15 protein-coding genes are annotated in these 14,871 nt (G+C 71.4%); 6 read left to right on the top strand and 9 right to left on the bottom strand.

The features are described 5' to 3' along the window. Positions 1–20 precede the first annotated feature (20 nt). Complete coding sequence (locus ACWD10_RS26370; RefSeq protein ID WP_451095131.1) at positions 21–1,391, top strand: MFS transporter; 1,371 nt, start codon at positions 21–23, stop codon at positions 1,389–1,391. A 294-nt stretch (positions 1,392–1,685) separates the two neighbouring features. Then, on the top strand, positions 1,686–2,060 hold the full coding sequence (locus ACWD10_RS26365; protein WP_451095129.1) for an RNA polymerase-binding protein RbpA: 375 nt from the start codon (positions 1,686–1,688) through the stop codon (positions 2,058–2,060). Between the two features lie 214 nt (positions 2,061–2,274). On the opposite strand, the gene fxsA is transcribed toward ACWD10_RS26365, so the two are convergent. The 5 genes from fxsA to ACWD10_RS26340 all read right to left on the bottom strand — a co-directional run bounded on the left by fxsA (position 2,275) and on the right by ACWD10_RS26340 (position 6,830). Next, positions 2,275–2,853 (bottom strand): FxsA family membrane protein, encoded by a 579-nt coding sequence (gene fxsA, locus ACWD10_RS26360; RefSeq protein WP_451095127.1) that lies wholly within the window; start codon positions 2,851–2,853, stop codon positions 2,275–2,277. Positions 2,854–2,951: 98 nt separating this feature from the next. After that, positions 2,952–3,677 (bottom strand): polyprenol monophosphomannose synthase, encoded by a 726-nt coding sequence (locus ACWD10_RS26355; protein ID WP_451095215.1) that lies wholly within the window; start codon positions 3,675–3,677, stop codon positions 2,952–2,954. A gap of 538 nt (positions 3,678–4,215) precedes the next feature. Beyond that, positions 4,216–5,763: an amidohydrolase gene (locus ACWD10_RS26350; protein ID WP_451095213.1), complete on the bottom strand. Its 1,548-nt coding sequence runs from the start codon at positions 5,761–5,763 to the stop codon at positions 4,216–4,218. Between the two features lie 444 nt (positions 5,764–6,207). Next, positions 6,208–6,348, bottom strand: a complete 141-nt coding sequence (locus ACWD10_RS26345; RefSeq protein ID WP_451095125.1) for a hypothetical protein — start codon at positions 6,346–6,348, stop codon at positions 6,208–6,210. A 41-nt stretch (positions 6,349–6,389) separates the two neighbouring features. Further along, positions 6,390–6,830 (bottom strand): Lrp/AsnC family transcriptional regulator, encoded by a 441-nt coding sequence (locus tag ACWD10_RS26340; protein ID WP_451095123.1) that lies wholly within the window; start codon positions 6,828–6,830, stop codon positions 6,390–6,392. Between the two features lie 249 nt (positions 6,831–7,079). Here ACWD10_RS26340 and ACWD10_RS26335 point away from each other — a divergent pair, with 249 nt between their 5' ends. Continuing rightward, positions 7,080–7,511 (top strand): hypothetical protein, encoded by a 432-nt coding sequence (locus ACWD10_RS26335; RefSeq protein WP_451095121.1) that lies wholly within the window; start codon positions 7,080–7,082, stop codon positions 7,509–7,511. Between the two features lie 31 nt (positions 7,512–7,542). Here ACWD10_RS26335 and ACWD10_RS26330 read toward each other — a convergent pair whose 3' ends face one another. Together ACWD10_RS26330 and ACWD10_RS26325 are read right to left on the bottom strand one after the other, a co-directional pair. After that, positions 7,543–8,649: a phosphotransferase family protein gene (locus ACWD10_RS26330; RefSeq protein WP_451095119.1), complete on the bottom strand. Its 1,107-nt coding sequence runs from the start codon at positions 8,647–8,649 to the stop codon at positions 7,543–7,545. Positions 8,650–8,687: 38 nt separating this feature from the next. Beyond that, positions 8,688–9,812: a hypothetical protein gene (locus ACWD10_RS26325; protein ID WP_451095117.1), complete on the bottom strand. Its 1,125-nt coding sequence runs from the start codon at positions 9,810–9,812 to the stop codon at positions 8,688–8,690. Between the two features lie 194 nt (positions 9,813–10,006). Here ACWD10_RS26325 and ACWD10_RS26320 point away from each other — a divergent pair, with 194 nt between their 5' ends. Then, the gene (locus ACWD10_RS26320; protein ID WP_451095115.1) at positions 10,007–10,357 is read left to right on the top strand and encodes a hypothetical protein; all 351 of its coding nucleotides are present in this window, start codon (positions 10,007–10,009) and stop codon (positions 10,355–10,357) included. A gap of 99 nt (positions 10,358–10,456) precedes the next feature. Here ACWD10_RS26320 and ACWD10_RS26315 read toward each other — a convergent pair whose 3' ends face one another. Beyond that, positions 10,457–11,686, bottom strand: a complete 1,230-nt coding sequence (locus ACWD10_RS26315; protein ID WP_451095114.1) for an acyl-CoA dehydrogenase family protein — start codon at positions 11,684–11,686, stop codon at positions 10,457–10,459. A gap of 466 nt (positions 11,687–12,152) precedes the next feature. Here ACWD10_RS26315 and ACWD10_RS26310 point away from each other — a divergent pair, with 466 nt between their 5' ends. After that, the gene (locus ACWD10_RS26310) at positions 12,153–13,406 is read left to right on the top strand and encodes a glycoside hydrolase family 18 protein (protein WP_451095112.1); all 1,254 of its coding nucleotides are present in this window, start codon (positions 12,153–12,155) and stop codon (positions 13,404–13,406) included. Positions 13,407–13,491: 85 nt separating this feature from the next. On the opposite strand, the gene ACWD10_RS26305 is transcribed toward ACWD10_RS26310, so the two are convergent. Then, positions 13,492–14,121: a TetR/AcrR family transcriptional regulator gene (locus tag ACWD10_RS26305; RefSeq protein WP_451095110.1), complete on the bottom strand. Its 630-nt coding sequence runs from the start codon at positions 14,119–14,121 to the stop codon at positions 13,492–13,494. Between the two features lie 94 nt (positions 14,122–14,215). Here ACWD10_RS26305 and ACWD10_RS26300 point away from each other — a divergent pair, with 94 nt between their 5' ends. Further along, positions 14,216–14,809, top strand: a complete 594-nt coding sequence (locus ACWD10_RS26300) for a DUF6230 family protein (RefSeq protein WP_451095108.1) — start codon at positions 14,216–14,218, stop codon at positions 14,807–14,809. The last annotated feature ends 62 nt before the right edge of the window (positions 14,810–14,871 follow it).

The raw sequence follows: 14,871 nt of genomic DNA, 5'->3' as shown, positions 1-14,871 counted from the left end.
ACGACACCGAGGGGCCACGGGTGGGCGCGGACACCGTGCGGGCGGGGGAGCCGGACGAGACCGGCAGGCGACGGCGCGAGCAGCGCGGCTGGTACTTCTACGACTGGGCCTGCTCGGTCTACTCGACGAGCGTGCTCACCGTGTTCCTCGGGCCCTATCTGACGTCGGTCGCGCGCTCCGCCGCGGACCCGGACGGATTCGTGCACCCGCTCGGCATCCCGGTGCGGGCCGGGTCGTTCTTCGCGTACAGCGTGTCCCTGTCGGTGATCGTGGCGATCCTCGTGATGCCGCTCACCGCCGCGGCCGCCGACCGCAGCGGCCGCAAGAAGCCGCTGCTCGCGGTGGCCGCGTATCTGGGCGCGGGCGCCACGGCGGGCATGTTCTTCCTGGACGGCGACCGCTATCTGCTCGGCGGCCTCCTGCTCGTCGTCGCCAACGCGTCGCTCGCCGTCTCGATGGCCCTGTACAACGCGTACCTGCCGGAGATCGCCGGGCCCGAGGAGCGCGACGCGGTCTCCTCGCGCGGCTGGGCCTTCGGCTATGCGTCCGGCGCCCTGGTGCTCGTCCTGAACCTGGTGCTCTACACCGCGCACGACTCCTTCGGCCTGTCGGAGGCGACCGCCGTACGGATCTGCCTCGCCTCCGCGGGCGTGTGGTGGGGCGCCTTCGCCCTGATCCCGCTGCGCCGGCTGCGGGACCGGCGTACGGGCGCGGGCGGGGCGGACGGGGTGGAGCGCGCGACCCCGGCCGTCGGCGGCTGGCGGCAGCTGACGGCGACGCTGCGCGATATGCGCCGCCACCCGCTCACCCTCGCGTTCCTGCTCGCGTACCTCTTCTACAACGACGGGGTGCAGACGGTGATCTCGCAGGCGTCCGTGTACGGCTCCGAGGAGCTGGGCCTGGACCAGACGACCCTCATCGTGGCGGTGCTCCTGGTGCAGCTGCTCGCGGTGGCCGGGGCGCTCGCGATGGGGCGGCTCGCACGGAGGTACGGCGCGAAGCGCACCATTCTCGGCTCGCTGGTGGCCTGGACCCTGACGATCGGGGCCGGATATTTTCTACCGGAGCGCGCGCCGGTCTGGTTCTTCGCCCTGGCCGTCGGGATCGGCCTGGTGCTCGGCGGTACGCAGGCGCTGTCACGTTCGCTGTTCTCGCACCTGGTACCGAGCGGCAAGGAGGCCGAGTACTTCGCCGCGTACGAGATGAGCGACCGGGGCATGAGCTGGCTCGGACCGCTGGTTTTCGGCCTGACCTACCAGCTGACCGGCAGCTATCGGGACGCGATCGTCTCGCTCGTGGCCTTCTTCGCCCTGGGCTTTCTGCTCCTGGCGCGGGTGCCGATCCGCCGTGCTGTGGCGGCCGCGGGGAACCCGATTCCGGACCGGATTTAACAGGCGAGGTCAAAGCCCGGTAGTATACGCCTTTGGCCTACCAGGCGGACCGTTACTGCGCGCCAAAGCACGACACGTCACGTGGAGCAGGTGGCACACCGAGTGACACCGAGTGACATCTCCTGCCACATGTGACAAATCGGGCGACGGTGGGTACTGACTGGTTGAAAAGGCTGCGGCTACGACGGCGACACCTGACCCGCAACGGGAATCTTCAGCGCCGACCGGACGTTGACCGGATGACGACGACAGCGACACCTGTCCTGTGGGCGACAAGCCCGGGAGGCACGATTCATGAGTGAGCGAGCTCTTCGCGGCACGCGCCTCGTGGTGACCAGCTACGAGACGGACCGCGGCATCGACCTGGCCCCGCGCCAGGCCGTGGAGTACGCATGCCAGAACGGACATCGCTTTGAGATGCCGTTCTCGGTAGAGGCGGAAATCCCGCCGGAGTGGGAGTGCAAGGTCTGCGGGGCCCAGGCACTCCTCGTTGATGGCGACGGCCCGGAGGAGAAGAAGGGCAAGCCCGCGCGTACGCACTGGGACATGCTCATGGAGCGGCGCACCCGCGAGGAGCTGGAGGAGGTCCTGGCCGAGCGCCTGGCGATCCTGCGTTCCGGTGCCATGAACATCGCCGTGCACCCGCGCGACAGCCGCAAGTCCGCATAACCCCGCGGGCGGCCGAACAACAGCGCCGCGGGGGACGTCACGCCGAGCGCGTGCCGTCCCCCGCGGTTTTGTTATGCCCTGAGGCCGTGCCCGCGCAGGCCCCGCATGCGGAGGCCCTGCACGCGGAGGGCGGCCCCTTGCACGCGTAGGCCCCGCCCGGGCCTCTGTGCCGGGCGGGGCCTTAACGCGTCTCTGTGCCAGGGGGCGGCGGCCGTCAGCCGGTGAGCGGCGGACGGGGCCCGTCGTCCTCGCGGCGCGGCTCGGCGTCGTCGTCGCGAATGACCTCGCCCGGGACCACCTTGCCGTCGGGCCGATGCATCCGGGCCTGCTGGACCATGTCCTCGACGCTGCCGGGCGTGGCCGCGCGCATCCGCCGCTCCAGGGCGCGCTCCGCGTACCGGCCGAGCACCGAGCGCACCGGCGGCAGCAGGCAGAGCAGGCCGAGCACGTCGGAGATCAGGCCCGGCATCATCAGGAGCAGCCCGGCCAGCATCGTCAGGGCGTTACCGCCGCCCTTCGCGGGCTCCGCCGGGACCTCACCGCGCTGGACCTGCTGCACCTGTTCGTTCAGGGTGCGGAAGGCGCGCCGTCCGGCCCGCTTGATCACCGCGGCGCCGAGCACGATCCCGGCCGCCACGAGCAGGAAGACGGTGAACCCGCCGGCCACGCGGGCCACCACGGTGAGCAGCCAGATCTCGAGCACCGCACCTGCGGCGACGCCGAGCGGCAGATACCTGCGCAGGGCGGAGCGCCGGGCCGGACGGGTGGGCGGGGTCGGAATGCCGGTCGTCATGCTCCCAGTGTGCCGCCTGCGGCGTCCATGCGGGATAAGCGGGCTGTCAGGAGACAAGGTAGATCAGCAGGAGACAGGGCCGATCGGGGAGTCACCCCCTAGCGCTTGCGGCCGCTGCCGAGGATCCGTCCGGCGCGCTCGCCGACGCCCCAGGCGGTGACCCGCCACAGCGCCTCGACAAGGATGTCACGGCTCATCTTGGAGTCGCCGTACTCGCGCTCGACGAAGGTGATGGGCACCTCGACCACATGGAACCCGGCCTTCACCGCGCGCCGGGCCAGGTCGACCTGGAAGCAGTAGCCCTGCGAGGCGACCTCGTCGAGCCCGAGGCCCTCCAGGGTCTCCTTGCGGAAGGCGCGGAAGCCGCCGGTGACATCGCGGATCGGTACGTTCAGGAGCATCCGGCAGTACAGGCTGCCGCCGCGGGAGATGAACTCGCGGGACTTGGGCCAGTTGACGATCCGTCCGCCCGGCACCCAGCGGGAGCCGAGCACCAGGTCCGCGCCCTTGAGCGCGGTCAGGAGCCGGGGCAGCTCCTCGGGCTTGTGCGAGCCGTCGGCGTCCATCTCGACCAGGACGCCGTAGCAGTGCTCGACGCCCCAGCGGAAGCCCGCGAGATAGGCGGCGCCGAGACCTTCCTTGCCCTTGCGGTGCAGGACGTGCACGTGGTCGTCCTCGGCCGCGAGCTCGTCGGCAAGCTTGCCGGTGCCGTCGGGGCTGTTGTCGTCGGCGACGAGCACATGGGCGTCCGGGACGGCGGCGCGCACCCGGCCCACGATCGGCTTGATGTTCTCCGCCTCGTTATAGGTCGGGATGATCACCAACACTGTGCCCAGCGGGCCGTATTGCCGCTGACCGCCGTCCTTCACTGCTGCCCCTAACGTCCGTACACAGATGCACCACCATAGACGCCAAGAGGCCAGGGCTCATGGGGAAGGGGCGGGTGTCGTCGAAGGAGCAGCGGATCGGGGCCCGGCGCCCTTCGGGCCGGCCCGGGACCCGCTGGCTGCGGGTCGACCGAAAGCCGTTGTCTACTGAGCGTCCGGGCCCCACCCGGGTCACACCTGCCGATCGGTCTTGACCTGCCTGAAGCCACCGACCGCGGGCGCTGGGCCTGGCTCCCAGTGGCGGTGAACCGGTGCGGCACACCGCCCCTGACCCAGCGGCGTTCGACGACTGCGTGGAGGTTTCCCGGTCGGACGTCCTGTGGTGGACCCGGCCGAAACTACCCGCCCCGGTCCGCCGTCTGTCAACAGCCGTTTGACCTGCGGCGTTTCCCCAAGTCCCCTGGTCGGCCCGGAGGATACGCAGGTCGTACGGCAACGGAATCGGGCGCGCCGCGCCGCGCGCCGCTCCGGGACATCACTCGCCCGGCCGTACATAGACGGTGCGCCCGGCGACCACGGTCCGCAGGCAGCGCGGGAGTTCGGTGCCCGGTGTGAGGTCGGGCAGGCCCGGGGTGCCGGAGCGCGGGTCGGTGGACCAGCGGGCAACGCGGTCGTCGGGGGCCTGCACCACGAGGTCGTCGGCCTGCCAGACGGCGTAGTCCGCGGGCGCGCCCGGCACCAGGACCCCGGCGTCGTCCCGGCCGACGGCCCGCCAACCGCCCCTGGTGTGGGCGGTGAACGCGGCCCGTACCGAGACGCGGTGCTCCGGCGTGCGATGGAACGCGGCCGCCCGCACCGTACCCCACGGGTCGAGCGGGGTGACCGGGCTGTCCGAGCCGAAGGCCAGCGGCACGCCCGAACGCAGCAGCGCCGCAAAGGGGTTGAGGGTGCGGGCCCGCTCGGCGCCGAGCCGCTCGACGTACATGCCGTCGGTGCCGCCCCACAGCGCGTCGAAGGCCGGCTGCACGGAGGCGGTGAGGCCGAGCTCGGCGAAGGCCGCGACGGTCTCGGGGGTGAGCATCTCGGCGTGCTCGACACGGTGCCGGGCGGCGCGGACGCGGGCGAGGCCGACCTTGTCGGCGGCGGCCCGTACGCCCTCGACGACGGCGGTGACGGCGGCGTCGCCGATGGCGTGGAATCCGGCCTGCAGACCCGCCTCGGTGCACGCCGTGACGTGTGCGGCGACGGCGTCGGCGTCCAGGTAGGCGGCGCCGGTGTGCGTGGCGTCGGCGTACGGCTCGTGCAGGCAGGCGGTGTGGGAGCCGAGGGCGCCGTCCACGAAGAGGTCACCGGCGGCACCGAGCGCGCCCAGAGCGCGGATCCGGTCGGCGTCCGCGGCCGAGGTGATCCGCTCGCCCCAGTAGCCGAAGACCCGCGGGCCCGGCTCGGCGGCGGCCAGGGCGAGAAGGCCGGTCAGGTCGTCCTCGGAGGAGATGGTGGGGCCCGCGCACTCGTGCACCGAGCCGATGCCGAGGGAGGCGGCGTGGCGCAGGGCGGCGCGCTGGGCGGCGGTGCGCTGGGCCGGGGTGAGCGCGCCGTGCGCGACCTCGCGGACCGCGTGGTGGGCGTCCTTGGTGAGCGGCGCTTCGGGGTCGTATCCGGCGCGTTCGGTGATGCCGGGCACCAGGTCGAGCAAAGCGGTGGTGACGACCGCCGAGTGCACGTCGATCCGGGTCAGATACAGCGGGCGGCCGCCGGTGGCCTCGTCGAGCTCGGCCCGGGACGGCGGGCGGCGCTCGGCCCAGCGGGCGGCGTCCCAGCCGTGCCCGAGCAGCACCCGGTCCTCGGGGTGCGCGGCCGCGTGGGCGCGGATCAGCCCGAGCGCCTCGGTCAGGCTCGCGGCGCCGGACAGATCGAGTCCGGTCAGCGCCAGACCGGTCGCGGTCGTATGCACATGCGCATCGGTGAACGCCGGGGTGACCAAGGCACCCTCCAGGTCGATCACCTCGTCTGCGCCGCGCGCGAAGGAGTCGGCCGCTCCCTCGGAACCGACCCAGGCGATCTGCCCGCGCTCCACGACCATCGCCGTGGCGAAGGGGTCGGCAGGACTGTGAATGTCGCCGCCGCGCAGCAGCACGGTGCGCTCGTCGCCGCCCGGCGGCACCAGGCCGTCAGAGGGGTGCTGCGTCGAGGGGTCTGCGGGGGTGGTCTCGCTCATGGGGAACAGTGTCCCGTCCGGGGGTCGGGGGGTGGTGATCAGGGGGGCGTACGGGGATGGGGGCGGGGTCGTACGGCGGGTGGTCGCGGGCTTTGGTCACCGCACCGTGCACAGCCGCGCCGTCAGAGCGACCAGCCGTTCCGCCACCACGTCCGGCGCCGTCACCGCCGTCACCGCCGTCACCACCGCCGACGAGGGTATCCGGGGCGAACCAGGTCGGTCAGGGCGACAACAGGCCGTCCGCGTCGGCCAGTTGGCGCGGCGCGGCGAGCTAGGCCGGGGCAGCGCGGGGTGCCCGACAGTGAGGCGTCAACGATGAAGACGCTGCGCACCGCCGTCCGGGTCGAGCGCGTCGGCGATCGCGGGTGCGAAGAGACCTGCGCTGCTGTGCACGGCAAGTACGGCGACGGGCTGCCAGGTCGCCGGGCCCACCAGGGGCGGTCCCACCACACCACCGAGCTGTCCACCAGAACGAAGCCCGGCGGCACGGCTCAGACTCTCGGCGGCCGTGCCTCGTACGGCGTGGAGAGGACCACCGTCGTCCGCGTGGAGACTCCCGCGAGGGCGCGCAAGCGGCTGAGCAGGTCCTCCAGTTCGAGGGGCGTGGCCACCCGCACCTTGAGGATGTAGTTCTCGTCACCGGCCACGCTGTGGCACGCCTCGATCTCGGGCACGTCGGCGAGGCGGTCGGCGATGTCGTCGGGGGCGCTCGGGTCGAAGGGTTTGACCGAGATGAACGCCGTCAGCGGCAGGCCCACCGCCTCCGGGTCGACGACCGCCGCGTAGCCGCGGATGACGCCGCGCTGTTCGAGGCGGCGCACCCGCTGGTGCACGGCGGACGTGGACAGGCCGGTGGCCTTGCCCAGGTCGGTGTAGCTCATCCGCCCGTCCTTGACGAGCAGCTGCACGATCTGACGGTCGAGCTCCTCCATGACGCAAGAACCTACACCGCTCACCTGCCACCCGGATCACGTTCGTGGCCCCGTCTCGCATGCCGGAGCCGGGTCGCGGCGACGGCCGCCAACCGCCCACCGCCCCACGGGCAACGGCCATGTGACGAACGCCACAGGCATGTGACCCGGTCCGCCGGAGTGGCGTGATTATGCGCGAGGAGAGCCGGGAAATGCTTGCTGTGGTCGAGGCCGCAGCGCCCGGCCGGCCCACCCGAGGGGGAGAGTCCCATGCAGAGTGTGAAGCGCCCTGGCCGTACCGCCCGGAACCGGCAGCAGCCGTTCCCCGAGCCCACTCCGGAGGGCGTCGAACCCGACGCCTCCGGCGACGAGAGCGACGCGTACGACACCTTCGAGATCTACCGGGTGATCTGCCCGGACTGCGCACAGCCCATCGCGCTCCTGGCGGACGAGGTCGTCCTGCCCGAGCACGCCAAGTGCCCTACCCCCTGGAACCCGTTCGGGCTCCAGGTCTGCTCCGGCACCGGCCGCCCCGCGGACAGCGCGGCGCCCGCCGATGACACGGACGGGGCCCAGGAACAGGACACTTCCGTACTCCTGACGCTCCCTCAGGGGCTCGACTGGCGGACCCAGCCCTTCTCGCACGTCGGCGGCCCGGGCTCGCGCCCGATCAAGGTGCCGCAACTGCACCGGGCGGCCTGAGCCCGATCGACCGGATTTCACTGACAGTACGTCAATCCCAGTAGCTGCCCTGCACCATGGCCGCCAGGCTGTCGTGGTGCAGGATCAGCCGGTCCGCGTCCTCGGGCTTCTCCGGCGCCGCGGCCTCACCGAAGTGCAGCTGCCGATAGGCGACCCGCAGCATCACGATGGCGTGCCGCAGGGCGGCGTAGAGTGTGTAGAAGTCCATGTCGCGCGGGGTGTGCCCGGTGAGTTCGGCATAGCGGCGCTCCACCCGGTCGCGGCGGAAGAAGTCCGGCAGGCCGTGCTGGCCGAAGCTCACCGTCAAGTCCTGGAAGAACCGGTGCAGATAGACCGTCCAGCCGAGGTCGACCTCGCGCGGGGCGGGCGCCGCCATCTCCCAGTCGAGCACGGCCGCGGGCGCGAAGCCGTCGTACACGATATTGCCGATACGGGCGTCGCCCCAGGTCAGCACGGTCTCGCCGGGGTCGTCCGGCCAGAGCTCGGCAAGCCGCTCGAAGGCGCGCTCGATGAGGGGTGAGCGGGGCAGGTCCGCCACGACCCAGGCGTAGTAGTCGCGCTGGCCGTCGACATGACGGCGCAGTGCGTCCGCCCCTCGCTCCCGCGGACCGAGGAACTCGGCGCTCTCCAGGGGGAATTGGTCGTGCAGCGCGGCGAGGACGCGCACGCTGTCCGCCTCCAGGCGGGCACGTTCGGCGTTGGTGGCGGAGTGCAGCCAATTCCCCTCGTACGTATAGGGCATGACGTCCGGCGGCACCCGGCCCTCCACCCGTTCCATCACGAAGAACGGCGCCCCGAGCGGCCCCGGGTCCTCCTCCAGCCAGAGCACGCGCGGCACCGGCAGATCGGTGTGCTCGGCGACCAGGCGCATGAGGTGGAACTGCCGGGCCATGTCGTACACGGGAAAGATCGTGTACGCCGCCGGGTCGGCCGCGAGCCGCAACGCGCAGGCGCGCACGGGTGGTTGGGGATGCTCGATGTCGAAGAGCAAGGTCTCGCTCGACATGCCGTTGGACTCGGGCACCGTCACCCCACGCGCCCGGGCGCCGGGCAGCCGCCCGTCGAGCCAGGCGGTGAGGCGGCGGGTGAGCTCTGCCGGGTCACGGGTGGTGGTACGGGGGCGGGGGGCTGTGGCCATGGTCGGACTCCTTCCGCTAGGTGCGGGCCGGGGCGCCTTCAGCCCGTGAACCCCGTGAATCCGCTGGGGTCGTGCCGCCCGAAGCTGCCGTGCTCGAAGATTCCGTAGCCGGTGCGGCCGTCGAGCGAGAAGCGGGCCGCGTGATCCGTGACGCCGTACGCGGCGAGCGGGTGGGCCGCCGGGTCGGACAGGTCGTACGCGCGCCGGTCGGTCCAGCCGCGGCCGCGCCACGTGCCGTGCTGCCAGTCGTCCGCGGGCGGATACCCGGCGCCGATCGCGAGCGGTGAGGAAGCGAGGATCTCGACGCCGAGTTCCACCGGCTTGCGGTCGCGGTCGGTGAGGTGGATGACGGCGCTCTCAGGGTGCCGGGTGCCGGAGCGGTACCGGATGTCGGCCTGGGGCCAGCCGAGTTGGAGGTCGCGCTCGCCCGGACGGACCAGCGTCGCCTCGTTCAGGGAGCGGTATCCGTCCGCGTCCTCCTGCACGATCACCATCAGGAACCGGTCCTCGAACCGCACCGGCACCCACAGCCAGTGGAACCCCTCCGGCCGGTGCTCCTCGGCCGCGCGCCCGCCCTCCTCACCGGGGATCGGCCGCACGCCCCAGCTGCGGTCCCGGGTACCGGTCCACTCCCCCGCCGTGACGGCGATCTCCTCGCCGCCGATCCGCAGGGTGCCGCTCACCGAACCCGCCTGCACGAAGCGGCGACCCTCCAGGGTGAGCCGGTCACCGCGGCGTTGCAGGTGGTGCGGCTCCCACAGCGGCGCGAAGTCGCCGGTCCAGGTGAGGTCGTAGGACAGGAACGCCGAGCCCTCTGCCCCGTCCGCGGTACAGCGCAGCCGGAAGCGGTGCAGCGGCTCCTCGACGGTGATGCTGAGCGGGCCCACGGAGAGCGCCCGCATCCGGTCGTCGCCGAGGGCGTCCGAGGCGCGTACGGCATGCAGGGTGTCGCCGGTGCGCAGGGTGGCGTAGGCGTCGATGACCCCGGTGTTGGGGTAGACGCCGAGGCCGAGGATGAGCAGGAACTGTCCGCTGTGGTCGAAGAGTTGGAAGATGCAGCGGTCGTACGCGTTGCGGTCGCCGGTGGCGACGTACTTCATGGAGAGCGGGACTTGGTGCACGGGGTACTCGTCGAGCGGAACCGGGCGGTCGTCGCCGGTCATGGCATACCTCCCTGGACGCGGCGGTGGCGGCGTCGCGCGGAGGGGTGCGGGCCCCCGGCGGTCGAATTGACGGTACGTCAGGTAGCGGCCGGGGGCCAGACGTCGAGCAGCAAGGAACAATACGGGCAAGCCGCGAACTGAGGGTCGAATCGGTCCGCTGGTAACTCCGCGGGGACGCGTACCGTTTGCCGGGCATGACCGTCATGCACGAAGCGATCGGCCACCGTCGGCACGCGCTCGTCGTCCCCGCACCGGAAGAATCGGTTCAGCGACCCGAGTTCCCACGCCCCGAGTTTCACCGCCCCGCGTTTCACCGCGTCGAGAGCAACCCGGGAGCGGGCTCCGGCACCCAGTCCACGGGCCTCCCCCAGGAGCCCCTCGCCGAGACCCCCATCTACTGCGCCCTGCTACAGCAGTGGGCCGGAAAGGGCAGGACGCTCCCGGGACACCGTGACCCTGAGTGGTCCCGGCTCGCGGTGCCGATGGTGCAGCGGGGTCAGTTCGGCTCGACGATCCCGTTCAGCGCGGTACGGAGGCCGGACTAGGGGCTGGACTGGATCAGCCCGTCCGGCGCTTGGGGCAACTGGGGGTCCGGGGGGTAAAGCCCCGGAAGACAGCGACCGAGCCAACGGCACGGCGGCGTCTCATGTGGACTCGGGCCCCGCTACGTGCCGAGCAATGACCATCCGCTGAATCTGATTCGTGCCCTCGACGATCTGCAGCACCTTCGCCTCGCGCATCAGGCGCTCGACCGGGAAGTCGGCCGTGTAGCCGTACCCGCCGAGTACCTGCACCGCGTCCGTGGTCACGCGCATCGCGGCGTCCGTGCAGAAGAGCTTGGCCATCGCGGCCTGGCGGGAGAACGGCTGGCCCGCGTCGCGCAGCCGCGCCGCCTCCAGGTAGAGCGCGCGACCGGCCTCGATCTGGGTGGCCATGTCGGCCAGCATGAAGCGCAGGCCCTGGAAGTCCGCGATCGGGTGGCCGAACTGCTTGCGCTCGGTGGCGTACCGCACCGCCTCGTCGAGGGCCGCCTGGGCCACGCCGATCGCGCAGGCGGCGATGCCGAGCCGACCCGAATCGAGTGCGGCGAGGGCGATGGTGAAGCCCTGGCCCTCGTCCCCGATCCGCCGGGCGTCGCTGATCCGTACGCCGTCGAAGTGGACCTGCGCGGTGGGCGAGCCCTTCATGCCCATCTTGCGCTCCGGCGCCGCGGCGCTCAGACCCTCGGCGTCGCCGGGCACCAGGAAAGCCGTAATGCCGCGCGGGCCCTCGCCGCCGGTGCGGGCCAGGACGGTGTAGAAGTCCGCGATCCCGCCGTGCGTGATCCACGCCTTGGTGCCGGTGAGCACCCAACTGTCCCCGTCCCGCACCGCCTTCGTGCGCAGCGACGCGGCGTCCGAGCCGGAGGCGGGCTCGGAGAGGCAGTAGGCGCCGAGCAGTCCGCCGCCGAGCATCGTGGGCAGGTGCTCGACCTGCTGCTCCTTGGAGCCGTACGTGGCGAGGGCGTGGCAGGCGAGCGAGTGCACGCTGACGCCGAGGCCGACGGTGAGGCGGGCGGCGGCGAGCTCCTCGAGGACCTGGAGGTAGACCTCGTACGGCTGGTCCCCGCCGCCGTACTCCGCGTCGTACGCCAGGCCGAGCAGGCCGGACTCGGAGAGCAGCGTGAAGATCTCGCGCGGGAAGTGTCCGGCGTCCTCCTCTTCGGAGGTGGTGGGGGCGATCTCGCGCTTGATCAGTTCGCGTACGAGCGCCAGGAGGTCGCGGGCCTCCTCGGTGGGGAGCCGGCGCTCCACTCCCTGGGCCGGTCGGTGTGCCCGCTCCCGGTCGCCGCCCGCGGCCGACGCGCTCCGTCCGGCACCCGCTGAGTCCTGCATGACAGCGACGCTCCTCCCTGTACGGCTGCGGCGGGCGCGCGCTGAGGGTGGGGCGGCGTCGCCGACGTCTCTGAGGTATCCAGGCTCCGCGTCTCGGGGCCCGCCCTCCGGGCGGACGACGGGGCCTTGAGACGCGGACCCTTGCCGATGGCGCCTGTCGGGTCTCGAATTCCGGCTGTCCAGCGGCTGTGGCGCCGAGTATGCCCGATCAGAGGCTGCACGTCATCAGGTTCACGACCGTTCACTTCACTTTTCCCGTGAAGATCCGGCGGGGCCCGGAACGGGGGTCCGTTGCGTCCGGTTCCTGGCGGCCGGAAGCCGGACCCGGGCCAGCGGCACCGGCTCCGCGATTGGTACGAACCATTGACCGCACTGGTCTAGTCCTCTACTGTTCCGGCGAGCGCCTGAGCGCGTTCATGTCAAGGTCACAAGCACCATCCCTCTCCCACCCCCACGAGGAGACACGATGCTCAGACCGCACCGCCGCCCCCGCACCCGGATGCGGACCCTCCTCTCCGTCGTATGCGCCGCGGTTCTCGGCGCCGGGCTGCTCGTCGGCGCCGGCGTCACCGCGGGCGCGGTCGACCAGGCACCCACGGACAAGAGGGAGACCGCAGCAGCCGGCAACACGGTTCTCGGCTACTTCACGGAGTGGGGCGTCTACGACCGCAACTACCACGTCAAGAACATCGAGACCTCGGGTTCGGCGGACAAGCTCACGCACATCAACTACGCCTTCGGCAACGTCCAGGGCGGCAAGTGCACGATGGGCGACTCGTACGCCGCGATCGAGAAGGCGTACACCGCCGACCAGTCGGTGGACGGCAAGGCCGACACCTGGGACCAGCCGCTGCGCGGCAACTTCAACCAGCTGCTCAAGCTCAAGAAGCTGCATCCGGACCTGAAGATCCTCTGGTCCTTCGGCGGTTGGACGTGGTCGGGCGGCTTCACCGAGGCCGCCAAGGACCCGGCGGGCTTCGCCAAGTCCTGCCGCGCCCTGGTCGAGGACCCGCGCTGGGCCGAGGTCTTCGACGGGATCGACATCGACTGGGAGTACCCCAACGCCTGCGGTCTCTCCTGTGACACCAGCGGTCCGGACGCCTTCAAGAAGGTGATGTCCGCGATGCGGGCCGAGTTCGGCAGCGACCTCGTCACCGCCGCGATCACGGCCGACGCCAGCGACGGCGGCAAGATCGACGCCACCGACTACGCGGGCGCCGCGCAGTACACCGACTGGTACAACGTGATGACGTACGACTTCTTCGGCGCCTGGGACGCGCAGGGCCCGACCGCCCCGCACTCGCCGCTGACCTCGTACGACGGCATTCCGAAGGACAAGTTCAACAGCGACGCCGCGCTGCAGAAGCTCAAGGGGCTCGGCATCCCGTCCGAGAAGCTGCTGCTCGGCATCGGCTTCTACGGCCGCGGCTGGACCGGCGTGACCCAGGAGGCCCCGGGCGGCACCGCGACCGGTCCGGCCCAGGGCAAGTACGAGCAGGGCATCGACGACTACAAGGAACTGAAGTCGAAGTGCCCGGCCACCGGCAAGGTCGCGGGCACCGCCTACGCCCACTGCGGCAGCAACTGGTGGAGCTACGACACCCCCGAGACCATCGCGGGCAAGATGGACTACAAGAACAAGGAGGGCCTCGGCGGCACCTTCTTCTGGGAACTCAGCGGGGACACCGCGGACGGTGAGCTGATCAAGGCGATCAACTGACCGATTTCGTACGGACGTTGGGGCGGGGAGCCTGGCGGGGCTCCCCGCCCCTTCCCGGGTCCGGACCCGCTGGAGCCGGTGTCGCTCAGACCGGCTCCGGCGCCGGGAAGCCCGGCTCGAACTCCTCGATCGTGCGCAGGGTGTCGCCCAAGGTGCGGACCAGGAGTGCGCGGACGGTGCCCCGGTCCGGCGCACGGCCGCGGCTCAGCCAGTCGAGGGTGACGCCCTCCACGCTGCTCATCCAGCCGACCAGGGCCAGGCGGGCCACCTGCGGCAACTCGCGGTGTCCGTACGCCCCGTCGGCGATCGTGCCGAGCAGTTCCTCGCGTACGGCGTCCCGGATGGCGAGGACCTGGGAGTCGAAGCCCACTCCCCCGGTGACGATGGTGCGGTACGCGGCCTGGTGGTGCTCCGCGTAGCGCAGATAGCCGTCGATGGTGCGGTGCACCCGCTCGGCGCGCGGCAGTTCGGTGTCGCTGCCCGCGCGGGCGACGAGCCCCGCGACGGAGTCCTCGACTATGGCCAGGTAATAGCCGCGTTTGGACTTGAAGTAGTAGTAGATGAGCCCCTTGGCCACGCCTGCCTGCTTGGCGATGTCGTCCATCGACAGCGCGTCGTAGGAGGTGTCGGCGAACAACTTCCGGCCGATGGCGATGAGTTCGGTGCGCCGCACCTGGGAGCGTTCGGTGCCGCCACGCTGTTGACTATTATTCAAATTGCGCCCTAGTCTCCAACTGCCACGGGATGCCCGCAGTATGGCAGAGCCCATGTAACTCCCCTTACGCACGAGACGACGTACGGGAGGAACAATGAGAGAGGGCAGGACCGACTGGAAGAAGACCGCCGTCGTCGCCATGCCCGCGGTGCTCGCGGTCGGCGCGATGGCCTCGGTGATGGCGGAGGGGGCGCTCGCCGCCTCGTTCGCGGTCTCCGGGACCAGCTTTCAGGTCGCCTCGGACAAGCTGAGCAGCCAGGGACTCGCGTCGTACGTCCAGACGGACCGGTCGGTCGACGGCAAGGGCCACCCGGTGGCGCTGCTCGGCATCGGGGACGCCAGGCTCAGCGACATTTGTCAGGCCGCGGAGGTCAAGACCCCGGTCGGGAACGTGGTGTTCAAGCTGACCGCCGGTGGGAAGGCCGGTGACGTCACGGCGAGCAACCTCGTGATCGACGGCGAGGACCTGGTCGGCGACGCGCGCTTCGGCACCGCGCAGATCGGCCGGGACGCCTCCACGCTTGACGAGGTGGAAGGCGTCAAGGGCGAGCCTGGCAAGTTCGGCCTGCAGGCCGGGGACATCGAGGTGTCCGCCGTGAGGTCCCACGCCTGGTCGGCGACCGGCGGGAACTTCCGGCTCAAGGGCATGAAGGTGGACGTCAGCGTGGACGGCGAGAAGTGCTTCTGAGCCGGTTCACCGGAGGCGCGCCGCTGCTCGAGTCCATACGGCGGGCCCGTGGCCGCTCCGGG

The sequence above is a fragment of the Streptomyces sp. NPDC002851 genome (genome assembly GCF_053591935.1).
This window is presented reverse-complemented; position numbering and strand designations above follow the sequence as displayed.

Bases quoted from the DNA above. Each gene is read 5' to 3' on its own strand.
- ACWD10_RS26365 (WP_451095129.1), top strand. From the start codon at position 1,686: ATGAGTGAGCGAGCTCTTCGCGGCACGCGCCTCGTGGTGACCAGCTAC.
- fxsA (WP_451095127.1), bottom strand. From the start codon at position 2,853: ATGACGACCGGCATTCCGACCCCGCCCACCCGTCCGGCCCGGCGCTCC.
- ACWD10_RS26350 (WP_451095213.1), bottom strand. From the start codon at position 5,763: ATGGTCGTGGAGCGCGGGCAGATCGCCTGGGTCGGTTCCGAGGGAGCG.
- ACWD10_RS26340 (WP_451095123.1), bottom strand. From the start codon at position 6,830: ATGGAGGAGCTCGACCGTCAGATCGTGCAGCTGCTCGTCAAGGACGGG.
- ACWD10_RS26335 (WP_451095121.1), top strand. From the start codon at position 7,080: ATGCAGAGTGTGAAGCGCCCTGGCCGTACCGCCCGGAACCGGCAGCAG.
- ACWD10_RS26330 (WP_451095119.1), bottom strand. From the start codon at position 8,649: ATGGCCACAGCCCCCCGCCCCCGTACCACCACCCGTGACCCGGCAGAG.
- ACWD10_RS26325 (WP_451095117.1), bottom strand. From the start codon at position 9,812: ATGACCGGCGACGACCGCCCGGTTCCGCTCGACGAGTACCCCGTGCAC.
- ACWD10_RS26320 (WP_451095115.1), top strand. From the start codon at position 10,007: ATGACCGTCATGCACGAAGCGATCGGCCACCGTCGGCACGCGCTCGTC.
- ACWD10_RS26315 (WP_451095114.1), bottom strand. From the start codon at position 11,686: ATGCAGGACTCAGCGGGTGCCGGACGGAGCGCGTCGGCCGCGGGCGGC.
- ACWD10_RS26310 (WP_451095112.1), top strand. From the start codon at position 12,153: ATGCTCAGACCGCACCGCCGCCCCCGCACCCGGATGCGGACCCTCCTC.
- ACWD10_RS26300 (WP_451095108.1), top strand. From the start codon at position 14,216: ATGAGAGAGGGCAGGACCGACTGGAAGAAGACCGCCGTCGTCGCCATG.